Origin of the sequence: Novosphingobium sp. P6W, assembly GCF_000876675.2 — a bacterium.
Classification (GTDB): domain Bacteria; phylum Pseudomonadota; class Alphaproteobacteria; order Sphingomonadales; family Sphingomonadaceae; genus Novosphingobium.
Map to the genome: position 1 here is coordinate 1,853,126 of NZ_CP030353.1, position 25,247 is coordinate 1,878,372.

The window sequence follows — 25,247 nt, forward strand, 5'->3', positions numbered from 1 at the left end:
GGGTTTTCCATGCTGTCGTCTGCCGTCGCCGCACGTTCACCGCATCAGGTTTCATCCAAAGGTCGGGCATCGCGTGCCCTGCGTCATGGAGCGCTGCTGACCGCTTCGCTGCTGGCCCTGTCACCGGTCATCGCCTTTGCCCAGGACACTGCCGCTCCCGACGCCGGGCCTGCTGGCGGCAACGACATCGTCGTCACCGGATCGCGCATCCGCGTTCCCAACGCCACCAGCGTCAGCCCGATCACGACGGTGAACAGCGAAGACCTCGCCCAGCGCGGCGTCACTCGCCTGGAAGACATGCTCAACACCCTGCCGCAGGTCTATGCCGACCAGGGCGGCGGCAACCGCGGCGGCACCGTGGGCGCCAGCGGCACCGCGACGATCAACCTGCGCAACCTGGGCAACCAGCGCACGCTCGTGCTCATCAACGGCCGCCGCCTGATGCAGGGCGATCCCGCGCGTTCGGCCGCGCAGGCAGCCGACATCAACAACGTGCCCGCCGCCCTGGTCGAGCGCATCGACGTTGTGACCGGCGGCGCCTCGGCGGTCTATGGTTCGGACGCGCTTGCAGGCGTGGTCAACTTCGAGCTGAAGAAGAACTTCGAGGGCGTCCAGCTTGATGCCAGCTCCGGCGTTTTCCAGCACGACAACGGCAATTCGATCGCATCGGTCGCAGCGGCAGCCGGGCAGGACGTTCCCACCGGCAGCACCGTGGGCGGCCTGCAGCAGAGCCTCTCCGTAACTGCCGGCCACAACTTCGCCGATGGCCGCGGCAACGTGACCGCCTTCGTCAACTATCGCCACATCGAGGGCGTCGGCACGTCCGAGCGTGACTTCTCGATCTGCAACCTCAACGCGACGGCGGCCGGCTATTCCTGCTCGCTGTCCTCGACGACCTACCCGGCGCAGTTCCAGCTGACCAACCCCCGCACCGGCGCGACGCGCGGCAGCTACACGCTGGACCCGGCCACCGGAAACACCTTCCGCACCTACCGCACGTCGGACGGCTTCAACAACGGCAACACCTACGACTTGCAGGCGCCGGACGAGCGTATCAACGCCGACCTGCTTGCCCATTTCGAGGTGTCCTCGGCCGTCGAACTCTACGGCGAACTCATGTACATGCGCGACAAGGCCGACATCCGCCTGTCGCCCACCGGCGTGTTCACCGTGCCGGAGAGCATCAACTGCTCCAACCCGTTCCTGTCGGCGCAGCAGAAGAATCTCATGTGCACTTCGGTCGGCCTGACCGACGCGCAGAGCGCCACCGTCAACGTGTCGCTGCGCAACGCGCCCGGCGGATCGCGCCATGACTACACCAAGCACACCTCGTACCGCGCGGTAGGCGGCGTGCGCGGCGAGATCGCGCCCGGCTGGCGGTACGACGCCTATGCGCAGTACGGCCGCACCAACTACAGCTCGCGGCTGACCGGCGACATCTCGCTGGCCAGCTTCGCCAACTCGCTGCGCGCGGTGACCAACAGCAGCGGCCAGATCGTCTGTGAGAACGCGGCGGACGGCTGCGTCCCGCTCAACATCTTCTCGACCACCGGCGTCACTGCCGATGCGCTGAACTATGTGCAGGGCACTTTCACCCGCACCGGCTTCACCGAAGAGACGATCGTGAGCGGATCGGTCACGGGCGATATCGGCGTATCCAGCCCCTTCGCCAGCAACCCGATCAGCGTGGCGCTGGGCACCGAATACCGCAAGGAGCGGATCGGCTTCACGGCCGATAGCCACTACTCCAGCCGCGACGTGGCGGGTAACTCGGGCGGCGAATACCCGATCTCCGGCTCGTTCGACGTCAAGGAACTCTACGGCGAAGTCCGCGTGCCGCTGGTCGAGGATCGTCCGTTCTTCAAGAGCCTCGCCGTCGAAGGCGGCGCGCGTTATTCGAACTACAGCACCGCCGGCGACACTTTCGCGTGGAAGGCGGGCGCTGAATGGTCGCCGGTCGACGCGATCCGCTTCCGCGGCAGCTTCCAGCACTCGGTCCGCGCGCCCAACCTGGTCGAGCTGTTCGGCCCGCAGCGCGTCACCACCGCGCGCCTGACCGACCCGTGCGAGGGCGCCAGCCCGACCGCGACTTTCGCGCAGTGCGCCCAGTCGGGCGTGACCGCGACGCAGTACGGCACGATCGAGCCTGCGGCAGGCCAGCTTTCCGGCGTGCTCGTCGGCGGCAACCCGAACCTCAAGCCCGAGAAGTCGAACACCAAGTCGTTCGGCGTGCAGATCGCCCCGCCGTTCCTGCGCGGCCTGACGCTGTCGGTCGATTACTTCGACATCAAGGTGGATGATCTGATCACCACCTTGCCGGCCACGATCACGCTGAGCCAGTGCATCAACGCCGGCACCTTCTGCGACCAGATCCAGCGCAATCCGGCCACCGGATCGCTGGTGACCAGCGGCTACGTACTGGCCACCAGTCTCAACGCCGGCTATCTCCAGACCACCGGGATCGACTTCTCGGCCAGCGCGAAGCAGGACCTTGGCGATCTGGTGAAGGCGGATCTGGGCACCGTGGGCTTCAACTTCTCGGGCACGCGCACCAACAAGTACGAAGTGCAGATCGTGCCCGGCACCGAGGCCTATCGCTGCGACGGCTACTTCGGCGTCACCTGCGGCCAGCCGATCCCGACCTGGCGCCACCGCGCCGAATTCAACTGGACTGCGCCCAGCGGCGCCATCCGCCTCGCGGCGACGTGGCGCTACATTGGCAGCACCCGCAACGACAGGTCGAGCAGCGCGACGTTCCTTGCCGGCACCTACCAGCCCTACGACTACAAGCTGAAGGCGGTGAACTACTTCGATCTGGCCGCTTCGTTCGACGTATCCGGTTCGTACACGCTGCGTCTGGGCGTGAGCAACGTCTTCGACCGCGATCCGCCGATCACCGCCAGCACCAGCGGGCAGACGTCGAACGGCGCGTTCTATGCGGGCATGTACGACTCGCTTGGCCGCTATCTTTTCGCCAGCGTGACCGCCAAGCTCTGATCTTGGACGACGGGGGCGGTCCTTGCGGATCGCCTCCGTTCCAACGGAAAACCGGGAAACTAGGGAACGTTCGCGGATGAAAAAACTGCTGACCATACTGCTTGCAGGCGCGGCGTTGCTGGGATCGGTGCCCGAGGCGCTGGCCGCCGAGGACGACCGGGTCATGATCTTCTTCGACAACGATTTCCTTGGCCCCGGGCAGAGCAACATCCAGTCGATGATCCCGCTTCTACGGGACAGCCGCGTCAACCTGATCGGCGTCGGCGTGGTCACCGGCGATGCCTGGATGACCGAAGAGACGCAGCACCTGCTGCGCTTCCTAGAGATCGCAGGACGCCCCGAAGTGCCGGTGCACAAGGGCGCCTCGATGCCGCTGCTGCGCACCCAGGCCGAAATGGCGAACTGGGAGGCGCGCTATGGCCGCATTCCGTTCAAGGGTGCGTGGAATGCCCCCCGCCCTGGCCGTACCTATCATCCTAATGAGCCTGACCTTGTGCCGCCGATGCCCGAAGGCACGCCGCGCATCAAGGCGCAGGCGAACGGCGCGGTCGACGCGCTGATCGCGGCGGTTCGCGCCCACCCCGGGAAAGTGACGATCGTCTCTGCCGGGCCGCTCACCAATATTGCGCTGGCTCTTCGGGTCGCACCGGACATAGCGCAGCTGGCGAAGGAAATCGTGATAGAACCAGGAAAACTGGACACGGCCTTCGCCCGCACCACTTCCAACACCGACTATTCGACGGACTTCAACTTCCTGTTCGACCCCGAAGCCGCGCACATCGTGCTGACGGCGCCGTGGAAGTCGATCACGCTGGTCGGCAATGTCAGCTCGAAAGTGAGGGCCACGCCCGAGGTGGTGGACGCCATCGCCAGCGCCGGAAGCCCGGTGGCGAAATACGTGAAGACTTATGCCCGGCTCGGCCAGCCGTTGTGGGACGAGGTGACCGTTGCCGTCGCCATCGACCGTTCGCTGGTCACCGAAGACCTCGTCGTGCGGATGGACGTCGATACGATGCCGGGCATGCACTACGGCGAACCGCAGGTATGGACCGAGGAAATGGCGCCGAAGGCGGGTGAACGCCCCGTCCACATCGTGCGCGCCATCGACGAGGAGCGCTTCCTCGCCGGCTTCGTGGCCCAGGCCCGCAAGTGACCGCCCCGAAGCAGGGCCTGCTGGAACGCCGCTTCGCGCTGACTGCGCGGGGGACAAGCATCCCGCGCGAGATGATCGCGGGGATGACCACGTTCCTTGCGGCCGCCTACCTCATCGTCGTCATCCCCTCGCTGCTGGCCAGCGGCGGGATGGACCGCGCCGCGGTTACCGCCGGGGTCATCATCGTGATGGCGGTGGGCAGCATTGCCATGGCCCTTTACGCCAACCTGCCATTCATCGTCGGCCCCGGCATCGGCGGATCGGCGATCCTGGGCGTCACGCTGGCGCAGGTAGAGCATATCCCCTGGCAGACGGGCCTTGGCATCGCGATGATGTCGGGCATCGCTTTCGTCATCCTCACCCTCACGGGCGCGCGCGAGATGGTCGTGCGCATGATCCCGCCGCAGATCAAGCTGGGCCTTGGCGCCTCGATCGGGCTGTTCATCGCGATGCTCGGCTGCCGCGATGCGGGGCTGGTGTCGGTGGACGTGAAGCGCCATGCCCTGGCGCTGGGTGACTTCAGCCAGCCGGGGCCGGTGGTGGCCCTGATCGGCCTTGCCGTCGCCATCGCCTTGCAGGCGCGGCGCGTGCCCGGCGCGGTGCTGGTCGGGATCGTCGTGGCGGCGCTGGTCGGTGTGCCGCTGGGCATTACCAGCTTTACCGGCGGTTTGTCGCTGCCGCATTCGCCCATGCCGGTGACCGGCGAGGTCGACCTGCTGGGCGCGTTCACCCTGGTGGCGCTGCCCTACATGTTCACCTTCTTCGCGGCGGAGTTCTTCTCCACCCTCGGCACCACGCTGGCGATCGGCGCCAAGGCCGGGCTGACGGACGAGCAGGGCAACTTGCCCGGGATCGAGCGTCCGTTCCTGGTGGATTCGCTGGCGGCCACGCTGGGTCCGCTGGTCGGCGTGCCGGGCGGAACCGCGCTGGTGGAATCCGCCGCCGGCGTGGAAGCGGGCGGACGTACCGGACTGACGCCGCTGACCGCAGCCGGCCTGTTTTTGCTGACCCTGCTGCTGATGCCGCTGGCGATGGCGATCCCGCGAGAAGCCACCGCGCCCGCGCTGATCCTCATCGGCATTTCCATGCTCGGCACGATCCGTAACGCCAAGGGGGACGATATCGCCGACCTGTTCCCGGCGATGGCGATGATGCTGCTGACCCTGATTTCGAACAGCTTCGGCACCGGGATCGCGGGCGGGCTGCTGGTCCATGTGATCGTTCAGGTGCTGGCGGGGCGCTGGCGGGAAATCCCGCTGGGCCTGTTCATCCTGACCCTGCCGCTCGGCTACTATTTCTACGGCGCCGCCACTGCGCATTGAGCGCGCGGCCCGATCATTTTCCAGGACTTTTATGGCAGACCAGACCCCGGCCTCCTTTGGGCCAGCCTCCATCGGCTATGTTCCGTCGTCCCCGCTTGCCCGGACGCTGACGGATAGCCAGCGCAGCTTCTTCGAACGCATCCCCAAGGTGGAACTGCATTGCCACCTGCTGGGCGCGGTGCGCCGCGACACGTTCCTCGATCTGGCGGAAAAGCACGCCGCGCCGCTGAGCCGCGAGGATGTGGAGGGGTTCTACCACCGCGGTTCCAAGCCGATCGGCGTCCTGCGCGTCCTGCGGGCACTGGAAGCGCACTTGCTGCTGACGCCTGAGGACTTCCACCGGATCGCCTACGAATATCTGGAAGACGCCGCTGCCGGGGGCATTCGCCATACCGAGTTCTTCTGGAACCCCACGGCGACGATCCGCGACGCCGGGCTGCCTTACGATGCAGCGGTTTCCGGCATCCTTTCCGGCATGCGCGAGGCACTGGCCGATTTCGACATCAGTTCGCTGCTGATCCCCTCCATCGACCGTGAGGCACCCGCCGCCGATGCGCTGGCGATGGTGGAGCAGGTGGTCGCCCATCCCGATCCGCTGGTGGCCGGCATCGGCATCGACTACCGCGAGCCGGACGGCCCGCCCGAAATGTTCGCGGCGGCTTATGCCCTTGCCAAGCGGCACGGCCTGCGCTCCACCGCCCATGCGGGCGAATTCGGCATGCCCTGGACTAATGTCGCCACCGTGGTGGACGATATCGGGGTGGACCGGGTGGACCACGGCTATACCATCGTCGACAATCCTGACCTTGCCCGCAGCTATGCGCAGCGCGGGCTGCTGTTCACCATCGTGCCGACCAATTCATACTACTTGCGCACGCTCGCCCCGGACCGCTGGGCGCTTGACCATCCGATCCGCCGGATGGCGCAGCTGGGGCTGAAAATGCACCCCAATACCGACGATCCCACGCTGCACCATGTCAGCCCGGCAGGCGCGTGGGAACTGATGTACACGCACCTGGGGTTCGATGTGGCGGACCTTCGCGCCATGATGCTCAACGGCATCGACGGGGCGTGGGCCAGTGATGCCCAGCGTGCAGAATGGCGCGCCGAATGGCCGGCCGAGTTCGACGCGATTGCCGCGCAAACCGGCATCGGTACGGTTTGAACCGGGGCCTATCCCAGTCCCACCGTCCGGGCCCAGTTGCGCCATAACTCCGTCCAGACCTCTGCCGGTTTGCCGACCGCGCGGCGAAGGCCGAAACCGTGGCCGCCGTTGGCGAATAAGTGTGTCTCCACCGGCACACCGCGCGCCTTGAGCGCGGCGCGCAGGCGCAAGGTATTCTCGACCGGAACCGTAGCGTCGTCCTCGGCATGGGCAAGGAAGTGCGGCGGGGCATCTGCCGGCACGTTCCGGTCAGGCGAATGCGCCGCTTCCAGCGCTGGGGTGGGCGAGGGGCCGAGAAGCAGGCTGCGCGATCCGGCATGGGCGATCGCCGCGTCCATGCTGACGACCGGGTACATCGGCGCGGCGCAAAGCGGCTTGGCGGAAAGCTTGTCCGCCGCGTCAACGGGGGCATATACGTTCGCCGCAAAGCGCGCCGCAAGGTCGGCGCAGACGTGCCCGCCTGCGGAAAAGCCCATCGTCGCCACCCGTTCCGGGGCAATGGCGAAATCGCGGGCGCGGTGGCGGACCAGACGTATGGCGCGCTGCGCGTCCGCCAGCGGAGTGTCGGGGCCGCTGGCCCAGCCGTCTCCGGGCAGGCGGTAGAACAGGACGAAAGCGGTGAAGCCGCGCGCCGTCAGCCAGCGGGCCATTTCATAGCCTTCCTTGTCGACCACGATCCATTTGTAGCCGCCGCCCGGCGTAATTATCACCGCCGCGCCGTTCGGCCGGTCGGGCCGGAATACCGCCATGCGCGGACGGCTGATCCCGTAGACCGCGCGGTCGGTGATGAGCGCGTCGGTTGAGCGCTCGTTCACTTTCTCGTCAAGCGGCGCACGCGGCATGCCGGGCGCGCCTTTGGGCCACAGGTCGATCGTCTCTGTCGGTTGTGGCAGCCCCGGGGGGAGGGCCCCGGGGCTGCCTGGCGGCGCTGTCTGCGCCGCCGCGCTCGTGATGAGCCCTTTGCCAAAGGCTCCGGCAGCAAGGGAGCCGGCGATCAGGGTTCTGCGATCGAAGTCCATGGCCGTCTCCCGGTTTGCCGTTTTACTCAGATCTTCGCGCGCGCGCCGAACAGGATGGTGCGGCCGAAGTGGTTGTTCTCGTAGTTGCGGGTCGCGTCGGCATCGTTGAAGCGATAACGATACTCATCGGTCAGGTTGTTGCCGTCGATCGACAGTTCCAGCCATTCCGTCGCCTTGTAACGGATCGCCGCATCGACGCTGGTGTACGAACCATAGCCTTCGAAGACGTTGAATGTGGCGCTGGTGCCATCAACGAAGGGACCGCGATAACTTACCGAACCACGGATGCTGAACTTGCCGTCGTCGTAATAAAGCGTCGCGTTCCAAGCCTTCTTGGATACGCCAAGCAGCGTCTGGTTGTAGTCCTTCGTAACGCCCGTAAGGGAGCAGGCGCCGGTTGTGCGGGTGCAGGCCGAAATCGCCGGGCCGGTGATTGTATAGTCGGCGTCGCTCTTGATGAAGGTGGCGTTGCCCTGGAACCCGGTGTGGGTGAGGAAACCAGGCAGGAAAGTAAACGGCAGCTGCAAGGCCACTTCAACACCCTTTAGCGTGGCGCCTTGCCCGTTCACCTGCGAGGACACCACATATTCCTGATTGGGGTCGTAGTTGATGAAGGCAGGAGTACTCGCACCCAGCACTGAACGATCAAGCCCAAGCTGCGGGAGCGTGGCGACATAGGTGCCGGAAACCGGGAAGCTCTCGATCTTCTTGATGAACCCAGCCACAGAGAACAGCGCCTGCGGGGCGAAGTACCACTCGGCCGAAACGTCGAAATTGGTCGCGCGGTAGGGGTCGAGGAACGGATTGCCGAAGGTGACGCGGTAGTTGAACCCGTCGACCGAACCGCCCGGATTGAGGTTGCCCAGCGAAGGACGGGTGATGACCTTGGCCACCGCACCGCGCAGGATCACGTCATGACGCGGGTAAAAGGCCAGGTTCATCGAAGGGAGCCAGTCGTCATAGCTGCGCTCGACAGTTGCCGCGACGCCGGCGGTGTATCCGGTCGATGACTGCTTGGTGTGGGCATAGCGCATACCGGCATTGCCCGCGTATTCGAGGCCGAAGATCTCTCCCTTGACGTCGAACTGTACGTAACCGCCCGATGTCGTCTCGCGCACCTTGCGGTTGGAGCCCAGGTCTTCGACGGCAGTACGGCCGTAAAGGTTGGTATAGTCCGCAGCATTGGCGATATTGCCGACGATCCACGAACTGGTGGTGCCGCTCGGCTGACCGGCATCGCCAAGATTTACCAGATCGGAAATGCCCGAAGTCACCGGCAGGCCATATACGCTGGACGAGCAGGTGACCGCGCCCAGGATCAGGTCGCGCGTGCCGTTGGCGCCGCAGGCGGCGGTGTCACGCTGGAACAACTGGGTGCGGAAATCGTAGCGGCGCCACATCGCGCCGGCCTTGACGGTGAAGCCCTCGGTCAGGTCCCATTCGGTACGCAGCTGCCCGGTCTTGAAGCGGTTGCGCACATAGGACGGACGATCGCGGATTTCGGCAAGCTGGAAGTTCGCCGGGTTGGTGACGTCCAGATCATAGCCAAGCACCGGCGACTTCATGTTCGAATAGTCGTAGCTGAAACCGTTGGCATTGCGGTTGTCGTAAGCGATGGTCGTCTCGACCGGGATGTCGGCCTTTGACTGCGACATGCCGCCCAGCACGGTGAAGCGGAAAGTATCGCCCACTTCCTGATCCCAGGTCGCGCCGATCTGGTGGAACTTGGTCTCTGATTTGCGCAAGTAGCTTTCGGTGCGCACGTAAGCATTGTTTAAGGTCGCGCTGACCATGTTGCCCTTGTCGTCGTAAACCGGGTCCACCACGTTGAAACGGCGTTCGTTCGAGCGGGCAAGAACTTCGAGCCACTGTTCGGCGCGGTCTTCCTTGAACGAGGAGAACAGGCCGTCGACGGAAATCTTGGTGCGATCGCTGGGTTCGAACTGGATCGAGCCGGTCAGGCCAAGCCGGCGGCGGTCATGCTCGATCACGCCGTAGCGCGGGATGCGCGGGTGGAACGAAAGCGAGGCTGCGTCGCACGCCTCGGACGGACGGTAGCCGCCGCCCGAATTGACCGGAGTGCCGCCGGTCGCTCCGACATCGGAATAGAAGCAGGGCGTGCCGCTGACCGAGTTGAAGTAGGCCTGCGACCAGCGCACCGAGTTGTTGCCGTTCTCGATCGTGTCGGTATGCGAATAGGCGGCCGACACGTTGACGCCCAGCGTGCCCGCATCGTTCTTCCACGACAGCAGGCCGGCAATGCGCGGCCCAACATTGTCGGACAGGTCGTTGTACGAACCCTGCACGTTGAGAACGGCGCTGAGGCCGGTCTTGCCCGCCAGCGGGTTGCCGGTGTTGAGGTCCACCACCGCGCCCAGCGAACCTTCGTCAAGCGTGGCCTCGGCGGTCTTGTGGACCACCAGGCTGCTGAACAGTTCCGATGCGAAGACGTTGAAATCGAACGAGCGGTCGCGGTTGGCGGATGCGCCGTCGGAACTGGTGGCGATCGTCTCCAGTCCGTTCACGCGCACGCGGGTGAACTGCGCGCCCAGGCCGCGCACGGTGATCGAACGGCCTTCGCCGCCGTCCTTCTGGATCGAGATGCCTGGGATGCGCTGCAGCGATTCTGCCAGGTTCTGGTCGGGGAACTTGGCCATGTCCTCGGCCACGATCGCATCCACCGCCGCGACCGAGGTGCGCTTCACGTTGAGCGCGGCCTCCAGCGACTGGCGAAAGCCGGTGACGATGATGTCCTGCGGCGTAGCTTCCGGTGCGGCCTCGGCAGCGGTGGTTTCGGCGGTGTCCTGTGCGAAGCCGACCTGCGGCATGGCCAGCGCACTGCCGGCGAACAAGGCAATCTTCACAAGCGAGATTCTAGAAATGGTTTTGCGCATCGTAACATCCCCTCCACGGCCCCTGAGGACCGAATGATACCGGTGTCAATGATGCACGCAATGGCGGCGCATCCTGTCCGGCAACACAACTCCCTTGCCCCTTGCGGGGCATCGCGGACGATCCTCCAAGATCGCCCGACCGTTCCCAAGTTCATCCTTGCGAGCTTTGGTAACCGGTGTCATGAATAGTTGCCGCAGGGAGGACGCCCTGTCAAGAACCACTGCCATTGGGAGATGCAAAGTGAAAATTCGCAGGCTGGCAGGCCAGTTCCTTCCTACTTTTCTCATGTTCGCCGCCGTGCCGCACGCAGCATTTGCTGCGCCGGCGGCGGCCGTGGCCACCGCCTCGGCCGAGCCGACTCGCGGCGGTGCAGGGGGGCGAATCATTCGCGTCACCACGCTGGCGAAGGACGGTCCCGGCTCGTTCAGGGAAGCGGTCGAGGCCAAGGGCAAGCGCATCGTCGTGTTCGAAGTGGGCGGCGTTATCGACCTTGAGCGCTCGGTGCTGGAAATCTCCGAACCCTACCTCACGATCGCCGGCCAGACCGCACCTTCGCCGGGTGTCACGATCATTCGCGGCGGCATCGACCTGAAGGGCCACGACGTCATCATCAGCCACTTGCGGGTGATGACCGGGGTGGACGGACAGCCCAAGCTGTCGGGCTGGGAAGCGGACGCTTTTTCCACCGTTGCTGCGCACAACGTGCTGATCGATCACTGCAGTTTCTTCTGGGCGATCGACGAGAACATGTCCGCCTCTGGCCCGCGCTTCGAAGGCAAGACGGTCAAGGAATGGCGCCAGGCCACCAGCCACGACGTGCTGTTCCGCGAAAACCTGCTGGCCGAGGGACTTGCCGACGCCAGCCACCCCAAGGGTGAGCATTCGAAGGGGTCGCTGATCCACGACAACGCCACCGCCATCACTTTCTACCGCAACCTGTGGGCGCACAACATGGAGCGTTCGCCGCTGATAAAGGGCGGCGCGCAGGCGCTTATGATCAACAACATGATCTACGATCCCGGCGAACGCGCGGTGCACTACAACCTCATGGGCCTGGAATGGGCAGGACATGATTACGTCACCGGCGAGATCACGGCGGTTGGCAACGTGATGCGCGCGGGCAACTCCACCGCGCCGGGCCTGCCGTTCCTGGCGCTCGGCGGCGACGGGGACCTTGCCTACTACGGACGGGATAACATCGCCGTCGACAAATGGGGCAATCCGGGGCCGATGTTCGGCCGTTACGGCGTCACCAAGGCGAAATTGATCGAGAAAACGGCGCCGATGTCATCGCTGGACGGGTTCGTCATCCGGCCCGCCGCCGATCTTGAAACCGACCTGATGGCGTCGGTCGGCGCGCGCCCGTGGGACCGTGCGCCCGATGACATCCGCGTGCTGTTCTTCGTGGCCGAAGGACGCGGCGCGATCATCGACGATGAGAAGGTCGTCGGCGGTTATCCGCACCCGGCGCCGACTCGGGCGGCGTTCGTCGAAAAGGATTGGAACATGGGCGCAATGACGCCGAAGTCCGGTCGCTATCCGGGCCAGAAGGCCGGCGCGCAGGAAAAACTTTCCGAGCGTGACAAGGCCATGCGTCAGGAGCCGGCGAAGTGATCGCGGCGCTGCTGCTGCTCGCGGCGGCAGCGCCGCCCATGGCTATCATCGACGAGCGTGATACCGTGCGCGAGGAAGCTCCTCCGCACGGCGCGATCGGGATGAGCACCGCCTATCGCATCTCCGATGCTGCGCCCGCACCGCGCGCGATGGAATTTCGTCGCCGCGTCCTGCACAAGGGCGCAGCAATCGGCGAACACCCCATCGACCATGACGAGGTTTATTACGTCACGGCCGGAGAGGGGGAAGTCGTCTCGGATGGCAAGCGCGCCGCGCTCAGGCCGGGGATGGCGGCCTATCTCTATCGCGGTGCGGTGGTCGGCATTTGGCAGAAGGGTGCAAAGCCACTGGCGCTGGTGATCGCGTATCCCAACCCGGCCAAGACGCCGTGAGTGAGCAATGGTGTTGACAAATATAACCGTATAGGTTATATGACCCGACATCCGCTGATCTGATGTACAAGGGTTAGCGGTGTATCGGGTCGGCGCCGTGGGCCGGACGCGAGCGCAAGCCGTGGACCACGCCACCAGCGTCCGACCGGATCGGTTCTCGATTCCCCTTCATCGGGGCAATCATTCAGGTCTTCCGCACTCGGCCCGCCTCCCACGAAGAGGGGGCTTCGCGGATGCCCTTCTCGAAGCGGCGGCTTTTGCGAGTCCGTGCGGCCGTTTCGAACCGATCCGTCAGGACCGAGCCGGGCTGTCGTAGCCGCCATCCGGCCGTTCGCACCAAAGGCCACCCTCCTCGCGTCCTTGCACAGGACGCCCCGACGCCGACCCGATGATCCTTTCGGTTTGCGTGCTTTTTCCCGGCGTTATCCCGCGCTCGCCAGCGGGCGATCCTGCGCGTCCGGTCCTTTTCCTGGGCTTCGTAAATCGCAGGAATTCAGGTTCCTGGCTGGACATAGGGCGCCGTCGCCCAAAGCTCGCGCTGCCAGCGGCGAGGATCGTTTTCGACTCGCACGGTGTCGTCGAACATCATCGTCGCACGGCCGGGCAGGCGATAGGCGGACCATTCCGGCAGGCCGGGTCGTCCGGTTTTGGCAAGGCCGGTGAACGCCCGCATCATCGCCGCGCTGAGCTTGCGCGCAGCCTGGTCAACGCCGGAAAAACTGCCCGGGGCAGCCAGCGTGCCAAAGACATAAGGGATGTCATCCGTATGCGCCGCCCCGCGCAAGGGGTCTACGGGTGAGGGCCGATCGAACTGGTATACCCATGTTGCGGAAGCCCCGGCAGCGGCGCGCTCGTCCGCCTCGATCACTTGCCCCGGCCATGAACGACCGTCGGTGGTGGCGGCATAATAGATTTGTTCGGGTGACCAATTCGGTTCGTGGCTGCGGTACTGTTCCACCACCCAGACGGGGTCAAGGTCGATCTTGATCTCGGGCAGGATGCGCGCCGCGATGTTCTCCCAGGACAGGCCCTGCAATTTTGGCCCGCGCGGGTTCAGGAAAGCGCGGGTTTCTTCGCGGACATTGCCCAGGATCATCGGTATGGCAAGCGATTGCTGCGCAGCATCCGGCCAGAATGGATGGCGCGGCAAGTTGGTCATGTCGAGAACGGGACCGAAATAGATCCCGCCGCTCATGATCGGATCGCTTGCGTCGAGGCCGTCCATCAACCGCTCGACCGGCATGGTACGCAGACCATCGACATCGCCCGGCGCCAGTTTTAGCGCGGCCATCAGCGCCAGTGTGCGGCTCCACGCATGGGCCGGGCCGCTTGCCTGCACTTGCTGCCCGCTCATCGTGGCGGCGGAATGGAACAGGCCTTTTGCGGCGGGCATGGCCATCAGGGTGGCGATCTTGGCCCCGCCGCCCGATTGGCCGAAGACCATGATGCGCGCAGGATCGCCGCCGAATGCTGCAATGTGATCGGCCACCCATTGCAGGGCCAGGATCAGGTCCAGTTGGCCAAGGTTCCCGCTATCGGCATAGCGCGCGCCAAAAGGCTTGAGCCAGGCATAGCCAAGCGCGTTGAGCCGGTGGTTGACCGTCACCACCACCACATCGCCATCAGCGGCGAGTTTGGCGCCGTGAGTGAGCGGGTCGGTGACCGAACCGGTGGTGTAGGCGCCGCCGTGGAAATAGACCATTACCGCCCGGCCTGCGCGCGGGTTCGCCTCGGGTGTCCAGACGTTGAGGAACAGGCAGTCTTCCGATTGCGGCTCCTCACCCATGGCACGCTGCGGACAGATCGGGCCGAACTTGTCGGCGGCGAGAGCATGGCCGTCCCATGGCTCGGCGACAGCGCGGACAAACCGCGCCGCGCGGCCGTAGCGGATGCCCTTGAAGGCGAGGACGCCGTCCTCGACCAGCCCGGCATAGCGACCCACGCGCGGAAGTTTAGGGCTGCGCGCCAAGAGCGGTGCAGGCGCGGCGGTAGCCAGTACGGCAGCGGATTTGACGAGGGTGCGCCGGGTGATCCCGGCATCGGTGCCGCTCATGATATGATCCTCCCGTGCATCCTTGGCGTTTAACGCCTTACGTCGCCCCCGCTGGCGGAGAAGCCTTCGAGTTCCGCTCGCCCGATCAGGCATATGTCGCCGGGCTGGGTGTGCTTGAGGACGGTGTAGGCGAGGCCCGCCTGCGCCGTGGCGACGATGTCCGCGCCTTCCAGCCACTTGTGCAGCACGCCTGCAGCAAAAGCATCACCGGTGCCGATGCGGTCGACGATGGCGGTGACGTCCACTTCGGCGGTCTGGTGCGCGGCGTCGCGCGCGTCGATGCGGGCGGCGATGCGGTGGTGGCCCGAGTTCACGATGTGCCGCGCGGTGGAGGCGATCAGCTGCAGCTTGGGAAAGGCCTCGAAAGCGGCCAGCGCGGCTTCGCGGCGGCGCTCGGACCCATCGCCGGAAAATGGCTTGCCCAGCAGCAGCGAGATGTCGCGGTGGTTGCCGATCATGACCGTTGCCGATTGCATGAGGTCGGTCAGGATACTGCGCGGATCGCTGTCCCACGCATCCCACAACAGCGCGCGGTAATTGCCGTCGAAGCAGATCGGCACGCCTGCAGCATTGGCCGCAGCAACGGCAGCCTGCGCCAGCGCAACGCCGCCGGGGCCAAGCGCCGGGGTGATCCCCGACAGATGCAGCAACCGGGCGCCCGCAAGCGCGGAAGCGAAGTCGAACTCGCCGGGCGCGGAATTTGCGAACACGCTGCCCACGCGGTCATAAGTGATCGACGATGGCCTGAGCCCTGCGCCGGTCTCCAGAAAATAGAGCCCCATGCGGCCCGGTGCGCGGACGATGTGAGCGGTGTCGATCCCGGCACCGGCCAATGCCGCGCGGGCCTTGTCGCCGAGCGGGCTGGAAGGCAGCCGCGTCAGCATCTTCACGCCGTGGCCGAGCGAGGCAAGGCCAGCGCCGACATTGGCCTCCGCGCCGCCCACCACCATGTCCAGCGCGTCGCACTGCACGGTAAGGCGGGCGGCGGGGGTGGCGAAGCGCAGCAGCACTTCGCCGAAGCACAGGACATGCCCGGTCATGTCAGCGCGCCAGCCAGCCGCCGTCGACGGCCAGTACATGGCCCGTCACGTAGTTCGAGGCGGGGGAGGCCAGGAACACTGCCGCGCCGGCGATGTCGTCCGGGTTGCCCCAGCGGCCGGTCGGAATACGTTCGAGAATCTGGCGATTGCGAGTCTCGTCGCCCTGAAGCGCGGCTGTATTGTTAGTCGAGATATAGCCCGGCGCGACCGCGTTGACCTGTACGCCCTTGGGCGCCAGTTCGTTGGCCATCGCCTTGGTCACGCCGCTGACGCCGGACTTGGCCGCGGCATAGCTGGGCACCCGGATGCCGCCTTGAAAGGTGAGCAGCGAGGCGATGTTGACGATCTTGCCGCTTCCCTGTTCGACCATGCCCTTTGCGGCGGCCTGGCTCAGGAAGAACAGCGTCTTGAGGTTGGTGTCCATCACCGCGTCCCAGTCATCTTCCGAGAACTGGAGCAGGTCGTCGCGGCGGATGATGCCGGCATTGTTGACCAGCACGTCCAGCTTGCCGAGACCGGCGACGGCTTCGGCGATGATGCGCTGGACGGGCTCGATGCTGGAGAGGTCGGCCTTGATGTTGACGGCCTTGCGGCCGGTCTGTGCGATCAGGTCGAGTGTCTCGGTAGGTTCGGAGCGGCCGGCCACCGCAACGTCGGCGCCCGCCTGTGCGAGCGCCACGGCAATCGCCTGCCCGATCCCGGTGTTGGCACCGGTGACCAGGGCAGACTTGCCTTCGAGGCTGAAGGAGATTGCCATCGGACTACTGCAGCTGGCAGATGTCGAGAACGTTCATGTCGGTATAGTCGAGGTTTTCCCCGCCCATGGCCCAGATGAACGCGTACTTCTTGGTGCCCGAACCCATGTGGATCGACCACGGCGGGCTGATGACGGCTTCTTCGTTAGCGATGACGATGTGGCGCATCTGGTCCGGCTCGCCCATGTAGTGGAAGATGCGGTCGTTCTCTTCGGGCAGTTCGAAGTAGAGATAGATTTCGCTGCGGCGATCATGAAGGTGCGGAGGCATGGTGTTCCATACCGAGCCTTCTTCCAGCACGGTCAGGCCAAGCAGCAGCTGGGCGCTTTCGCAGACGCCGGGGATCACCAGCTGGTAGATCGTGCGCTGGTTCGAATTGGCAAGGTCGCCGCGTGCCAGCGGGTTGGCCTGGTCCAGCGTGATGTGCTTGATCGGCAGCGCCTTGTGGGCCGGGACCGACGCGATGTAGAAACGCGAACCCTGGCCTTCGAAGATCACCTCATTGGTGCCCATCGGCACGTAGAGGCATTCCTTGTTCTTCATCTCGAAGCGCTGGCCGTCGACGGTGATCGCGCCCGGTCCGCCGATGTTGGTGATGCCGGCTTCGCGGCGCTCGAAGAAGGACTTGCCTTCCGCGCTTTTCGGAACGGTCTGCAGCGGCAGGGGAAGCGGGGTCGCACCCGGAACCGCGCCGCCGATGATGAAACGCTCGTTGTGCGAGTAGTTGAGGTTGACTTCACCGTCCTTGAACATGCCTGTGACGAGGTAGCGGTCGCGCAGCTCCTCGTTGGAGACGCATTCCATCATGTCCGGATGGGTGGCGTGATAGGTTTTGCAGAACACTTGGAACTCTCCCGTTAAGCTCTCGGCGGCATTGGTATCCGCATTAGGTAACCGGTGTCAACGCTTCTGGACGGTGATTGGCTTTCTTTGCCTGACGGGAAAATTCTTCAGGGCAGATATTCGATCGCGGAGGCGCGGCGAACCAGATCCGAGAGGAAGAACGAGGGTTCGGCGGCTGCCGTTTCCGGGCGCGTCAGCTTGGCGGCCGCAGTGGCCGCCATGGCGCGGATCGGCCAGCGCACGGTGGTAAGGGGGGGCCAGATATGTGCGGCAATCGCGGTATCATCGAATCCGATGATCGACAGGTCTTCAGGCACGCTCATCCCGCGTTCGCGCGCTGCGTGGAGGACGCCGGCGGCCATTTCATCGTTGCTGGAGAAGATCGCGGAAGGCGGAGACTTGGCGGAAAGCAGTTTCTGTCCGGCAGCAAGGCCCGATTCGAAACGGTAGTTGCCGCGCGCAGCGATCTTCGCATCGGGCTTGAGCCCGGCGCGCGCCATCCCTTCGGCAAAGCCCAGTTCGCGTTCGCGGGCCGAAAGGAATCCTTCGGGTCCGGCTACGAAGCCGATGCGCTTGTGGCCCATCTGGGCCAGCCAGGCGACGGCGTCGCTCACCGCCTGCCGGTCGTTCGAGGCGACGAGATGGGCGTCGTCGTCCAGCCGCGCCGAGCCCATGCGTACCACAGTACAACCCAGATCGCGGCAAGCCTGCGCCAGTTCGTCATTCTCGGAAATCGGCGGCAGCAGCATGACGCCGTAGAGTCGCTGTTGTTCGATAAAGCCCCGAATATCCTCGACCATCGAAGGGGAATGACGGTCCACCGGACGCACAACCAGCGCGAATTCGGTGTTGCGGATGGTGTCGAGAATACCCTCCTGCACGCCGAGCACCATCTGCGCGTTCGGGTTGTCGTGGATCAGGCCGATCAGGAAATTGCGCCGTAGCGCCAGTGCGCGGGCCTGCGGATTGGGCACATATTCCAGTTCGGCAATGACCGCTTCGACCTTCTCGCGCGTGGCCTGGTTGAGCAACGGCGATTTGTTTATGACCCGGCTTACCGTCTTCTTCGACACACCCGAGAGGCGCGCGACGTCGTTGATGGTAGGTTTCTGCCCTTTGGCCATACGGCGTCCTTTTGAACTCGCGTTGTGCGCGATTTTCCGACTTGCCTTCGGGTGAGCCAAAAGGCAAGATGACACCGGTTACCATTCTATGGAGCGTGCGCCTATCGGGTTCTTTGACAGCCCCGATTCCCGCCTCCGGGATAGCGCCGGGCGAGGTTCGCCTGCGGTAATCGATCCTGAGAGTAATCTCCGGAAGTTTTGCGGGAAGCGATCGGGTTCTGTTTGACACCGGTGTCCATCAGGGACTTAATGGTAGATCGGGACGGCGATGCGGTTGAGTATGGGGATTGGTTTGACTGATACGGCAAAAGCAGTGGCCGAGGCTTTCGTAGCGGCCCGGCGTGAAAAGCGCGCGCTGGCGTCCTACCCCGGAGAAGCACCTGCCGACTTGGGCGGTGCCTATACGATCCAGGATTTCGCCATCGCCATCGACGGCCGCGAGATCGCGGGATGGAAGGTCGGCAAGATCAATCCGCCTGAGGATGAGCGCCTTGGCAGCAACCGCCTCGCGGGGCCAATTTTCACGGACAGCGTGGTGAGGGTAGGCGTGGGTGAAACGCCCGCGATGCCGGTTTTCGCCGAGGGTTTTGCTGCGGCGGAGGCGGAGTTCCTGCTGCACGTCGCTGCCGGGTGGGATGGCACAGTCCCGCAGGACGATGATGCCACGCGCGCCGTCCTCGACGCAGTGCATCTGGGCATCGAAGTCGCGAGTTCGCCTTATCCGGGCATCAACGCAGATGGGCCGCCGGTAACGGTGTCGGACTATGGCAACAATTATGGTCTGGTCGTCGGGCCGGTGTTGGCCGGGTGGGAAACCATCGACTTCGCCAGTGTCCTCGTCCGCCTCGAGATCGATGGGTCTGTTGCGGGGGAAAACACCACTGCCGCCATGCTCGACGGGCCGCTGGGCGCGGTGCGTTTCCTGCTGGGCAATCTTGCCGCGCGCGGTATCGACTGCAGCGGGGGGACGTGGGTATCCACAGGTGCGGTCACGGGCGTCCACCCGGTGGTGCCCGGAGAACAGGTGCTTGCCACTTTCGAGGGGCAGGGGACTGTCGCTTGCGGCATCGTGGCGGTGACGCCGGCCTGAGAAAGAATACGAGCACGGCAGGATAACAAGGCCGCCGTTACGGGAGTTGGGAAATGGGTGCGGAAACAGGCGGCGCGATCAAAGCCGGAGACAAGGTAGGGCGCTATCGCTGGGTCGTGGTGGCGTTGCTGTTTGCGGCCACAGCGATCAACTATATCGACCGGCAAATGATCGGTGTGCTCAAGCCCACGCTTGCTGCCGAGTTCCATTGGTCCGAAACCGACTTTGCGGGCATCGTGTTCTGGTTCCAGGTGGCCTATGCGATCGGCTACCTGTCATTCGGCAAGGTGGTCGATGCGCTGGGCGCAAGGCTGGGTTACACGATCGCCATCGTGATCTGGACCATCAGCCACATGGCGCATGGTTTCGCCACCGGCATGATCTCGTTCGCGCTGGCGCGCTTTGGCCTGGGTATCGGCGAATCGGGTAACTTCCCGGCCGGCATCCGCGCCGTGACCGACTGGTTCCCTCAGAAGGAGCGCGCTTTCGCCATTGGCGTGTTCAACGCCGGGGCCAATGTCGGCGCCATCATAACCCCGCTGCTGGTGCCGCTGCTGGTACTGTGGTTCGACTGGCGCATGGCCTTCTTCGTCACCGGCCTGTTCGGTATTATCTGGCTGGCGGTGTGGTGGATGGTTTACCGCCATCCCACCGAGCACGCCCGTGTCACGCCCGGCGAACTTGCCTGGATTCGCCAGGACCCGGCCGATCCGGTAGAGAAGATCGGTTGGGGGCGTCTGCTCACGGTCAAGGAAACCTGGGCTTATGCGCTCGGCAAGTTCATGATCGACCCGATCTGGTGGTTCTTTCTGTTCTGGCTGCCGGGCTACCTGTTCGACCGCTACGATCTTGACCTCAAGACCTTCGGCCTGCCGCTGGCGGCGATCTACCTGATTTCGGATCTGGGCAGTGTGGCGGGTGGTTGGCTATCCTCGAAGCTCATCAAGGGCGGCCGCACGCCAAATTTCGCGCGCAAGGTGACGATGCTGATCTGCGCCATTTGCGTGCTGCCGATCTGGTTTGTGCAGGGGATCGACAACGTCTGGATGGCGGTGCTGGTGATCGGACTTGCCACGGCGGCGCATCAGGCGTTTTCCGCGAACCTCTACACCCTGCCGTCGGATGTATTTCCGCGCGGTGCTGTAGGCTCGGTAGTCGGTATCGGTGGCACCGTGGGCGCCTTCGGCGGCATGGGCATGGCGCTGTTCGCCGGCTATATTCTCGACGCCACGCATAGCTACGAGGTGCTTTTCGCGATTTGCGCGAGTGCTTACCTGTTGGCCTTGCTGGTGGTGCATGTCCTCAGCCCGCGCCTTGCGCCGGTGCGGATCGAGGATGTGTCGCAGCGGTAATTCACTGGCGGCAGCGGGTAGGTTCCCCCGTTGCCGCTGGGGACTTCTTGACCCTCACCCCAGGCAAAACGAAACGACCCGGGGCAGTGCGGAACTGCCCCGGGTCGTTTCGTTTTGCCTGGGGTGAGAAGGAAAGCCTAGAATCTCAAACCTCGCGCGGCGCAAAATCGGCCACTAGCCGGCCCTTTTCGTCCATGCGGGCGGGGACGATGCCGGGCTTCTCGCGGAACGGGGCTTCGTCGTCGTTGCCGAAGATGGTGCACCACCAGCGGCCTTCCTTGTCCTTGAAGATGTTGCCGCCGCCGCCGCAGGCCACGCTTTCGTAGCGGTCGCGGTAGGGGCCAAAGGGCTTGTCCGAAGTCGCCAGCGCGAAGGAATAGCGGTTGTTCACGAAGCGGTCGACGGCGCCGAGGTAATACGTGCCATCGTGCTTGAACATCGTCGCACCTTCGAAGCCGATGTCCTTGAAACCCCGGTGCACGCACTTCTTGTTGTGATGCGCGGGGTCCGGGTCGGGGTTTTCCAGGGTGATCGGCTGCCAGTCGCCGTCGTAGCCGGAGAGGTCCGGTTTAAGGCGCACCATCTCGAATGCCCCGGCATAAGTCAGGTAGACCGCGCCGTCGTCATCGCCGAACAGGGTGGCGTCGATGCCGTTACGCAAGGGTTTGTCCGGCGAAAAGGCGTGGACGTAAGGGCCTTCCGCCTTGCCCGTCGTGCTGCGCAGCACGGCAATGCCGGAGCGGCTGATCGATTGGCAGATGTAGTAGTTGCCGTTGATGAAGTGGATTTCCGGCGCCCATACGGCCCGGAAGTAGTCGCCCTTGCGCACCGACCACTGCTTTTCCCAGACGCCGTCCCGCTCGATGCTCCAGACCAGGCCAAGGTAGTCCCACTGCTTGAGATCGGGCGAGCGCCAGAGTTCGACGCCGTCGTTGGCCTTCCAGATGTCATCGCCGGTGGAGCCGGTCATGTAGTAATTACCGTCGCCGCCAAGGCACACGATGGTGTCGCGAAGGTGCAGGTGCAGCAGCGGCTTGACCGGCGGGATCAGGCCCTGCGTAACCACGCGTGCCGAGTCCGAATTGGCCCAGGGCAGCAGGTTCGCCGGCGCCGGGCCGGGGCCTTTGTAGCGCACGCCCTTGCGGTCCACCGCCGCTTCGCTGGTCACCCAGCCGCCGCGCTCGGTTTCAGGGGTGACGGGCAGGCCGGGACCGCTGCGCCGCGCGACATCGTAATAGCCGGGCGGCGGCGGATCGACCGGGCGGCCGTTGTCGTCCTCGATGGGGAAAGGGGGACGCTTTGGCGGAGCGACCATTTCCTTGGCCAGCGCCGGGGCGCCAGCGCCCAGCAACAGGGCACTCCCCGCAATCATAGAGCGGCGGCTGAATTCAAAGCCTTTGGTCACGCTGCGTCTCTCCCGGTTGTCTCGTCGATGCGAGTGTAGCCAAGCAACCCAGGGTGACCTGGATTGCTTGGCTACACTCGCATCGACGAAGAGTTTCGGCCGTTATGTCTCATTCTCTGGTCCAGGAAAAAGGACCCCGGCCCTGCGCTGTGTGCAGGGCCGGGGTCAGCCGTCAGTACTTGAAACGCACGCCGAAGTAAAACTGGCGCCCGAAGGTGTGGTTCAGCACGACGCGGTTATCCTTGTCGATGTACTGGTCCTTGCGCTCGTTGGTGAGGTTGTTGCCTTCGATGGTAAGGGTGAGGGCATCGGTGATGTTCACGCCGATCGAAGCGTCGACATTGATCGCGCTGTTGACGCCTTCCTCGGTGTTCTGGTCGCGTGCGCCGCCGCCGAAAGATTCCACATAGCCCGAACGGTAGGATACCGAACCGCGAAGGGAGAGCAGCTTGTCTTCGTAGAACAAGGTGCCGTTGGCGGTGTGCTTGGACAAGTTGGTGAGCGGGCCGGTGACCACACCGATACCGCCGGGGCCTGGATACTTCAGGTCTGCCTTGACGTACGTATAGTTCGCCAGGATGCCCAGGTTGCTGAAGATACCGGGCAGGAAATCGAGCTGGTGCTGGTAGTTGACTTCGAAGCCCTTGAGCTTGCCGCCGTCGCCGTTGATCGTGCGGCGCACGGTAACCGGGACGTCGGGGGCAAGGCCCTGATCGGTCGCCAGGTTCAGCGGGAAGCCGAGCTGGTTGAACGGCACCAGTGTCGAGATCTGGGTGCCGCTCAGCGAGCCGATGTCCTTCTGGAAAAGGCTGACGCCCAGCAGCGATCCGGGGGCAAAGTACCATTCGGCCGAAAGGTCGAGGTTGAACGCCTCGGTGGGGTTCAGGTAGGGGTTGCCTTGGTTGAACACCTGGTTCGCGGCCTGCAATATCAGGTTGCCGCCGGGGGAAAGCGCGCCCAGCCCCGGACGGGTAATGACCTGCGCGGCGCCGAAGCGGACGAGGAATTCGGGAGAGAATTCCGCCACCAGGTTCATCGAAGGTAGCCAGTTCTCATAGCTGCGCTTGACCGTGATCGGCGTGGCTACGCCGCTGGCAAGGCCATAGCCGAACGAGGTCTGCTGCGTCTTGACGTAACGCATACCCGCATCGCCGCGGATGGTGATGCCGCCGAACTCCTGCTCGAAGTCCACCTGGAACCACAGCGCCTTGTCGACTTCCTTGATGTTGCCGGTGTTACTGGCGGCGGTAGCGTTGGGGTTGGATCCGGCGACGTCGCGGTCGTTGACGCGGAAGTCCACGGCGCGTCCGTTGATATCGGTCACGCAGTTGCAGTAGATGTTCAGCGTATCGACGAAGCCCTGCAGGTTCGGGATGACGTAGCCGCCATAAGCCGGATCGCCGGTCACGCCGTTGAAAGGCGTGGTCAGTGCTGCAACCTGTGCAGGGGTCAGCGTGCCCGAGGAGGTTTCGGCGACGAAACGGCGGGATTCGAAGGTATCGTAGCGGAAGCGGCGATATTCACCGCCGAACGACAGCTTGAACCCTTCGGCCAGATCCCATTGCCCGCCGAGCTTGGTCGAGAGGTAGTCGTTGGTGACTTCGTTCTGGCGGATGCGCACGTCGGATGTGCCGTTGATGAACGACCAGCTTGCCGGATTGTTGGGGTCGAAGCCCCAGTTGATCGTCGGCGAGCGGTCGTTGTCGCGGTAGTCCCAGCTGAAGCCGTCTGAGTTCAGGCGGTCAAGTACCACGGTGGTCTGGACCGGACTGTCGAATTTGGACTTGGAATAGCCGACATAGCCATTGACGCGGAAAGTGTCGGACAGTTCCTGCTTCAGTTCCGAATTGACCTGATAGAACGTGGTGCTGAATTCGTCGTGGCGCGATTCGATGCGCATGTCGACATCATCGAACACGCCGTAGACCAGCTCGTTCTGGTCGTTGACTTCGCCGTCGCGGATGATCGTCTGCGACTTGCCAGACGCCCCGGTGCGGCTGAACGACAGCGCCTCGATGTAGTTTTCCTGACGCTTCGTCTCGGACTTCGAATAGAGCCCCTCGACGGTGATTTCGGTGCGATCCGAAGGTTTCCACTGGACTGCGCCGGTTAACCCCAGGCGCTTGATATCGTTGGTCCAGGTATCGTAGCGCGGGATGCGCGGGTGGTAGATCAGGCTGTCCCAGTTGGAGCCGTCTGCCGCAGGTGCGGTGTTGATCTGGGCGGCGGTATAACCGGGCAGGGTGGAGGCGGCGTTGAACCCGCCGTTGACGCCCGCCGGGCTCCAGCGCACGGTGGAGTGGCCGGTTTCCTTGATGGTGCGGGTGGAATAGGCGCCCGAGGCGAGCACGCCGAAAGTGCCGCTGTCGTTCTGCCAGCTTACCAGTCCGGCAAAGCGCGGGTCCCACGCTTTCGATAGGTCGTTGTAGCCGGCGCGGGCCGATCCGGCGATCACGAAGTTGTCCTTGTAATCCAGCGGGCGGGCCGCCTGAAGGTCTACCGTGGCGCCCAGCGAGCCTTCTTCCACCGAGGCCGAGGCGGTCTTGCGCACGGTCAGCGAGTTGAACAGTTCGGATGCGAAGACGTTGAAATCGAACCCGCGGCCACGGTTGACGCCGCCGCCGGCATCGGAGCCGCCCGTCGTGGCGACCGCTTCCATGCCGTTGATGCGCACGCGGGTATACTCAGGGCCAAGGCCGCGCACGGAGATGCTGCGCCCTTCGCCGCCCTCTCGCGAGATTGCGACGCCGGGAATACGCTGAAGGGACTCTGCGAGGTTATTGTCCGGGAACTTGGCGATGTCTTCGGCCTTGATGACATCGACCGCGCCGGTTGCTTCGCGCTTTTCCGCCTGCGCGGTCTGGACCGAGTTGCGAAAGCCGGTGACGATGATGTCGGCGGGGCTGGCACCGCCCAGGGTGTCAGCCTGGCCATCCTGCGCGATCGCCGGGGAAACACAGGCGATCGCCAGTACCGTGATGGAAGCGCTGCGCGCCAGGCGGCGACGAAGTACCTTTGAAGACTTCAT

The 25,247-nt window shown here is 64.4% G+C and carries 17 protein-coding genes; 8 read left to right on the forward strand and 9 right to left on the reverse strand.

The annotated features are described in order from the left end of the window. Positions 1–9 precede the first annotated feature (9 nt). The 4 genes from TQ38_RS24130 to TQ38_RS24145 all read left to right on the forward strand — a co-directional run bounded on the left by TQ38_RS24130 (position 10) and on the right by TQ38_RS24145 (position 6,637). On the forward strand, positions 10–2,997 hold the full coding sequence (locus TQ38_RS24130; protein WP_082057475.1) for a TonB-dependent receptor domain-containing protein: 2,988 nt from the start codon (positions 10–12) through the stop codon (positions 2,995–2,997). A 76-nt stretch (positions 2,998–3,073) separates the two neighbouring features. Then, a complete protein-coding gene (locus TQ38_RS24135) occupies positions 3,074–4,150 on the forward strand; it encodes a nucleoside hydrolase (RefSeq protein WP_043970193.1) in 1,077 nt (358 codons plus the stop codon). After that, complete coding sequence (locus tag TQ38_RS24140; RefSeq protein WP_043970195.1) at positions 4,147–5,472, forward strand: NCS2 family permease; 1,326 nt, start codon at positions 4,147–4,149, stop codon at positions 5,470–5,472. The genes TQ38_RS24135 and TQ38_RS24140 overlap by 4 nt, the downstream gene beginning before the upstream one ends. A gap of 31 nt (positions 5,473–5,503) precedes the next feature. After that, the gene (locus tag TQ38_RS24145; RefSeq protein WP_082057476.1) at positions 5,504–6,637 is read left to right on the forward strand and encodes an adenosine deaminase; all 1,134 of its coding nucleotides are present in this window, start codon (positions 5,504–5,506) and stop codon (positions 6,635–6,637) included. An 8-nt stretch (positions 6,638–6,645) separates the two neighbouring features. Here the strand turns inward: TQ38_RS24145 and TQ38_RS24150 are convergent, their stop codons facing one another. Together TQ38_RS24150 and TQ38_RS24155 are read right to left on the reverse strand one after the other, a co-directional pair. Next, positions 6,646–7,656, reverse strand: coding sequence for an alpha/beta hydrolase (locus TQ38_RS24150; protein WP_043970197.1), 1,011 nt, complete (start codon positions 7,654–7,656; stop codon positions 6,646–6,648). A gap of 26 nt (positions 7,657–7,682) precedes the next feature. Further along, the gene (locus tag TQ38_RS24155) at positions 7,683–10,550 is read right to left on the reverse strand and encodes a TonB-dependent receptor (protein WP_043970198.1); all 2,868 of its coding nucleotides are present in this window, start codon (positions 10,548–10,550) and stop codon (positions 7,683–7,685) included. 241 nt (positions 10,551–10,791) lie between these two features. On the opposite strand from TQ38_RS24155, the gene TQ38_RS24160 reads away from it, so the two are divergent. After that, complete coding sequence (locus TQ38_RS24160) at positions 10,792–12,165, forward strand: polysaccharide lyase family 1 protein (protein ID WP_043970200.1); 1,374 nt, start codon at positions 10,792–10,794, stop codon at positions 12,163–12,165. Then, positions 12,162–12,557 carry a cupin domain-containing protein gene (locus TQ38_RS24165; protein ID WP_113942040.1) on the forward strand — a complete coding sequence of 132 codons (396 nt, stop codon included), beginning with the start codon at positions 12,162–12,164 and terminating at the stop codon, positions 12,555–12,557. The genes TQ38_RS24160 and TQ38_RS24165 overlap by 4 nt, the downstream gene beginning before the upstream one ends. 493 nt (positions 12,558–13,050) lie before the next feature. On the opposite strand, the gene TQ38_RS24170 is transcribed toward TQ38_RS24165, so the two are convergent. The 5 genes from TQ38_RS24170 to TQ38_RS24190 all read right to left on the reverse strand — a co-directional run bounded on the left by TQ38_RS24170 (position 13,051) and on the right by TQ38_RS24190 (position 18,372). Next, positions 13,051–14,610 carry a carboxylesterase/lipase family protein gene (locus tag TQ38_RS24170; RefSeq protein WP_043970202.1) on the reverse strand — a complete coding sequence of 520 codons (1,560 nt, stop codon included), beginning with the start codon at positions 14,608–14,610 and terminating at the stop codon, positions 13,051–13,053. Positions 14,611–14,639: 29 nt separating this feature from the next. Beyond that, complete coding sequence (locus TQ38_RS24175) at positions 14,640–15,650, reverse strand: sugar kinase (protein ID WP_043970731.1); 1,011 nt, start codon at positions 15,648–15,650, stop codon at positions 14,640–14,642. Position 15,651: 1 nt separating this feature from the next. Next, the gene (gene kduD / locus TQ38_RS24180) at positions 15,652–16,407 is read right to left on the reverse strand and encodes a 2-dehydro-3-deoxy-D-gluconate 5-dehydrogenase KduD (RefSeq protein ID WP_043970205.1); all 756 of its coding nucleotides are present in this window, start codon (positions 16,405–16,407) and stop codon (positions 15,652–15,654) included. A gap of 4 nt (positions 16,408–16,411) precedes the next feature. Further along, positions 16,412–17,248 carry a 5-dehydro-4-deoxy-D-glucuronate isomerase gene (gene kduI / locus TQ38_RS24185; RefSeq protein WP_043970207.1) on the reverse strand — a complete coding sequence of 279 codons (837 nt, stop codon included), beginning with the start codon at positions 17,246–17,248 and terminating at the stop codon, positions 16,412–16,414. A gap of 107 nt (positions 17,249–17,355) precedes the next feature. After that, a complete protein-coding gene (locus TQ38_RS24190; RefSeq protein ID WP_043970209.1) occupies positions 17,356–18,372 on the reverse strand; it encodes a LacI family DNA-binding transcriptional regulator in 1,017 nt (338 codons plus the stop codon). A gap of 292 nt (positions 18,373–18,664) precedes the next feature. Here TQ38_RS24190 and TQ38_RS24195 point away from each other — a divergent pair, with 292 nt between their 5' ends. Then, positions 18,665–19,462, forward strand: coding sequence for a 2-keto-4-pentenoate hydratase (locus TQ38_RS24195; RefSeq protein ID WP_082057499.1), 798 nt, complete (start codon positions 18,665–18,667; stop codon positions 19,460–19,462). 53 nt (positions 19,463–19,515) lie between these two features. Beyond that, complete coding sequence (locus TQ38_RS24200; protein WP_043970213.1) at positions 19,516–20,814, forward strand: MFS transporter; 1,299 nt, start codon at positions 19,516–19,518, stop codon at positions 20,812–20,814. 145 nt (positions 20,815–20,959) lie between these two features. Here the strand turns inward: TQ38_RS24200 and TQ38_RS24205 are convergent, their stop codons facing one another. Together TQ38_RS24205 and TQ38_RS24210 are read right to left on the reverse strand one after the other, a co-directional pair. Beyond that, entirely contained in the window at positions 20,960–22,219 is a 1,260-nt protein-coding gene (locus TQ38_RS24205; protein WP_043970214.1) for a family 43 glycosylhydrolase, read from the reverse strand. A 172-nt stretch (positions 22,220–22,391) separates the two neighbouring features. Beyond that, on the reverse strand, positions 22,392–25,247 hold the full coding sequence (locus TQ38_RS24210; protein WP_043970215.1) for a TonB-dependent receptor: 2,856 nt from the start codon (positions 25,245–25,247) through the stop codon (positions 22,392–22,394).

Excerpts from the sequence above, each read along its gene's own strand:
- TQ38_RS24130 (WP_082057475.1), top strand. The coding sequence starts at position 10 with ATGCTGTCGTCTGCCGTCGCCGCACGTTCACCGCATCAGGTTTCATCC.
- TQ38_RS24135 (WP_043970193.1), top strand. The coding sequence starts at position 3,074 with ATGAAAAAACTGCTGACCATACTGCTTGCAGGCGCGGCGTTGCTGGGA.
- TQ38_RS24145 (WP_082057476.1), top strand. The coding sequence starts at position 5,504 with ATGGCAGACCAGACCCCGGCCTCCTTTGGGCCAGCCTCCATCGGCTAT.
- TQ38_RS24150 (WP_043970197.1), bottom strand. The coding sequence starts at position 7,656 with ATGGACTTCGATCGCAGAACCCTGATCGCCGGCTCCCTTGCTGCCGGA.
- TQ38_RS24155 (WP_043970198.1), bottom strand. The coding sequence starts at position 10,550 with ATGCGCAAAACCATTTCTAGAATCTCGCTTGTGAAGATTGCCTTGTTC.
- TQ38_RS24170 (WP_043970202.1), bottom strand. The coding sequence starts at position 14,610 with ATGAGCGGCACCGATGCCGGGATCACCCGGCGCACCCTCGTCAAATCC.
- TQ38_RS24175 (WP_043970731.1), bottom strand. The coding sequence starts at position 15,650 with ATGACCGGGCATGTCCTGTGCTTCGGCGAAGTGCTGCTGCGCTTCGCC.
- kduD (WP_043970205.1), bottom strand. The coding sequence starts at position 16,407 with ATGGCAATCTCCTTCAGCCTCGAAGGCAAGTCTGCCCTGGTCACCGGT.
- TQ38_RS24190 (WP_043970209.1), bottom strand. The coding sequence starts at position 18,372 with ATGGCCAAAGGGCAGAAACCTACCATCAACGACGTCGCGCGCCTCTCG.
- TQ38_RS24200 (WP_043970213.1), top strand. The coding sequence starts at position 19,516 with ATGGGTGCGGAAACAGGCGGCGCGATCAAAGCCGGAGACAAGGTAGGG.
- TQ38_RS24210 (WP_043970215.1), bottom strand. The coding sequence starts at position 25,247 with ATGAAGTCTTCAAAGGTACTTCGTCGCCGCCTGGCGCGCAGCGCTTCC.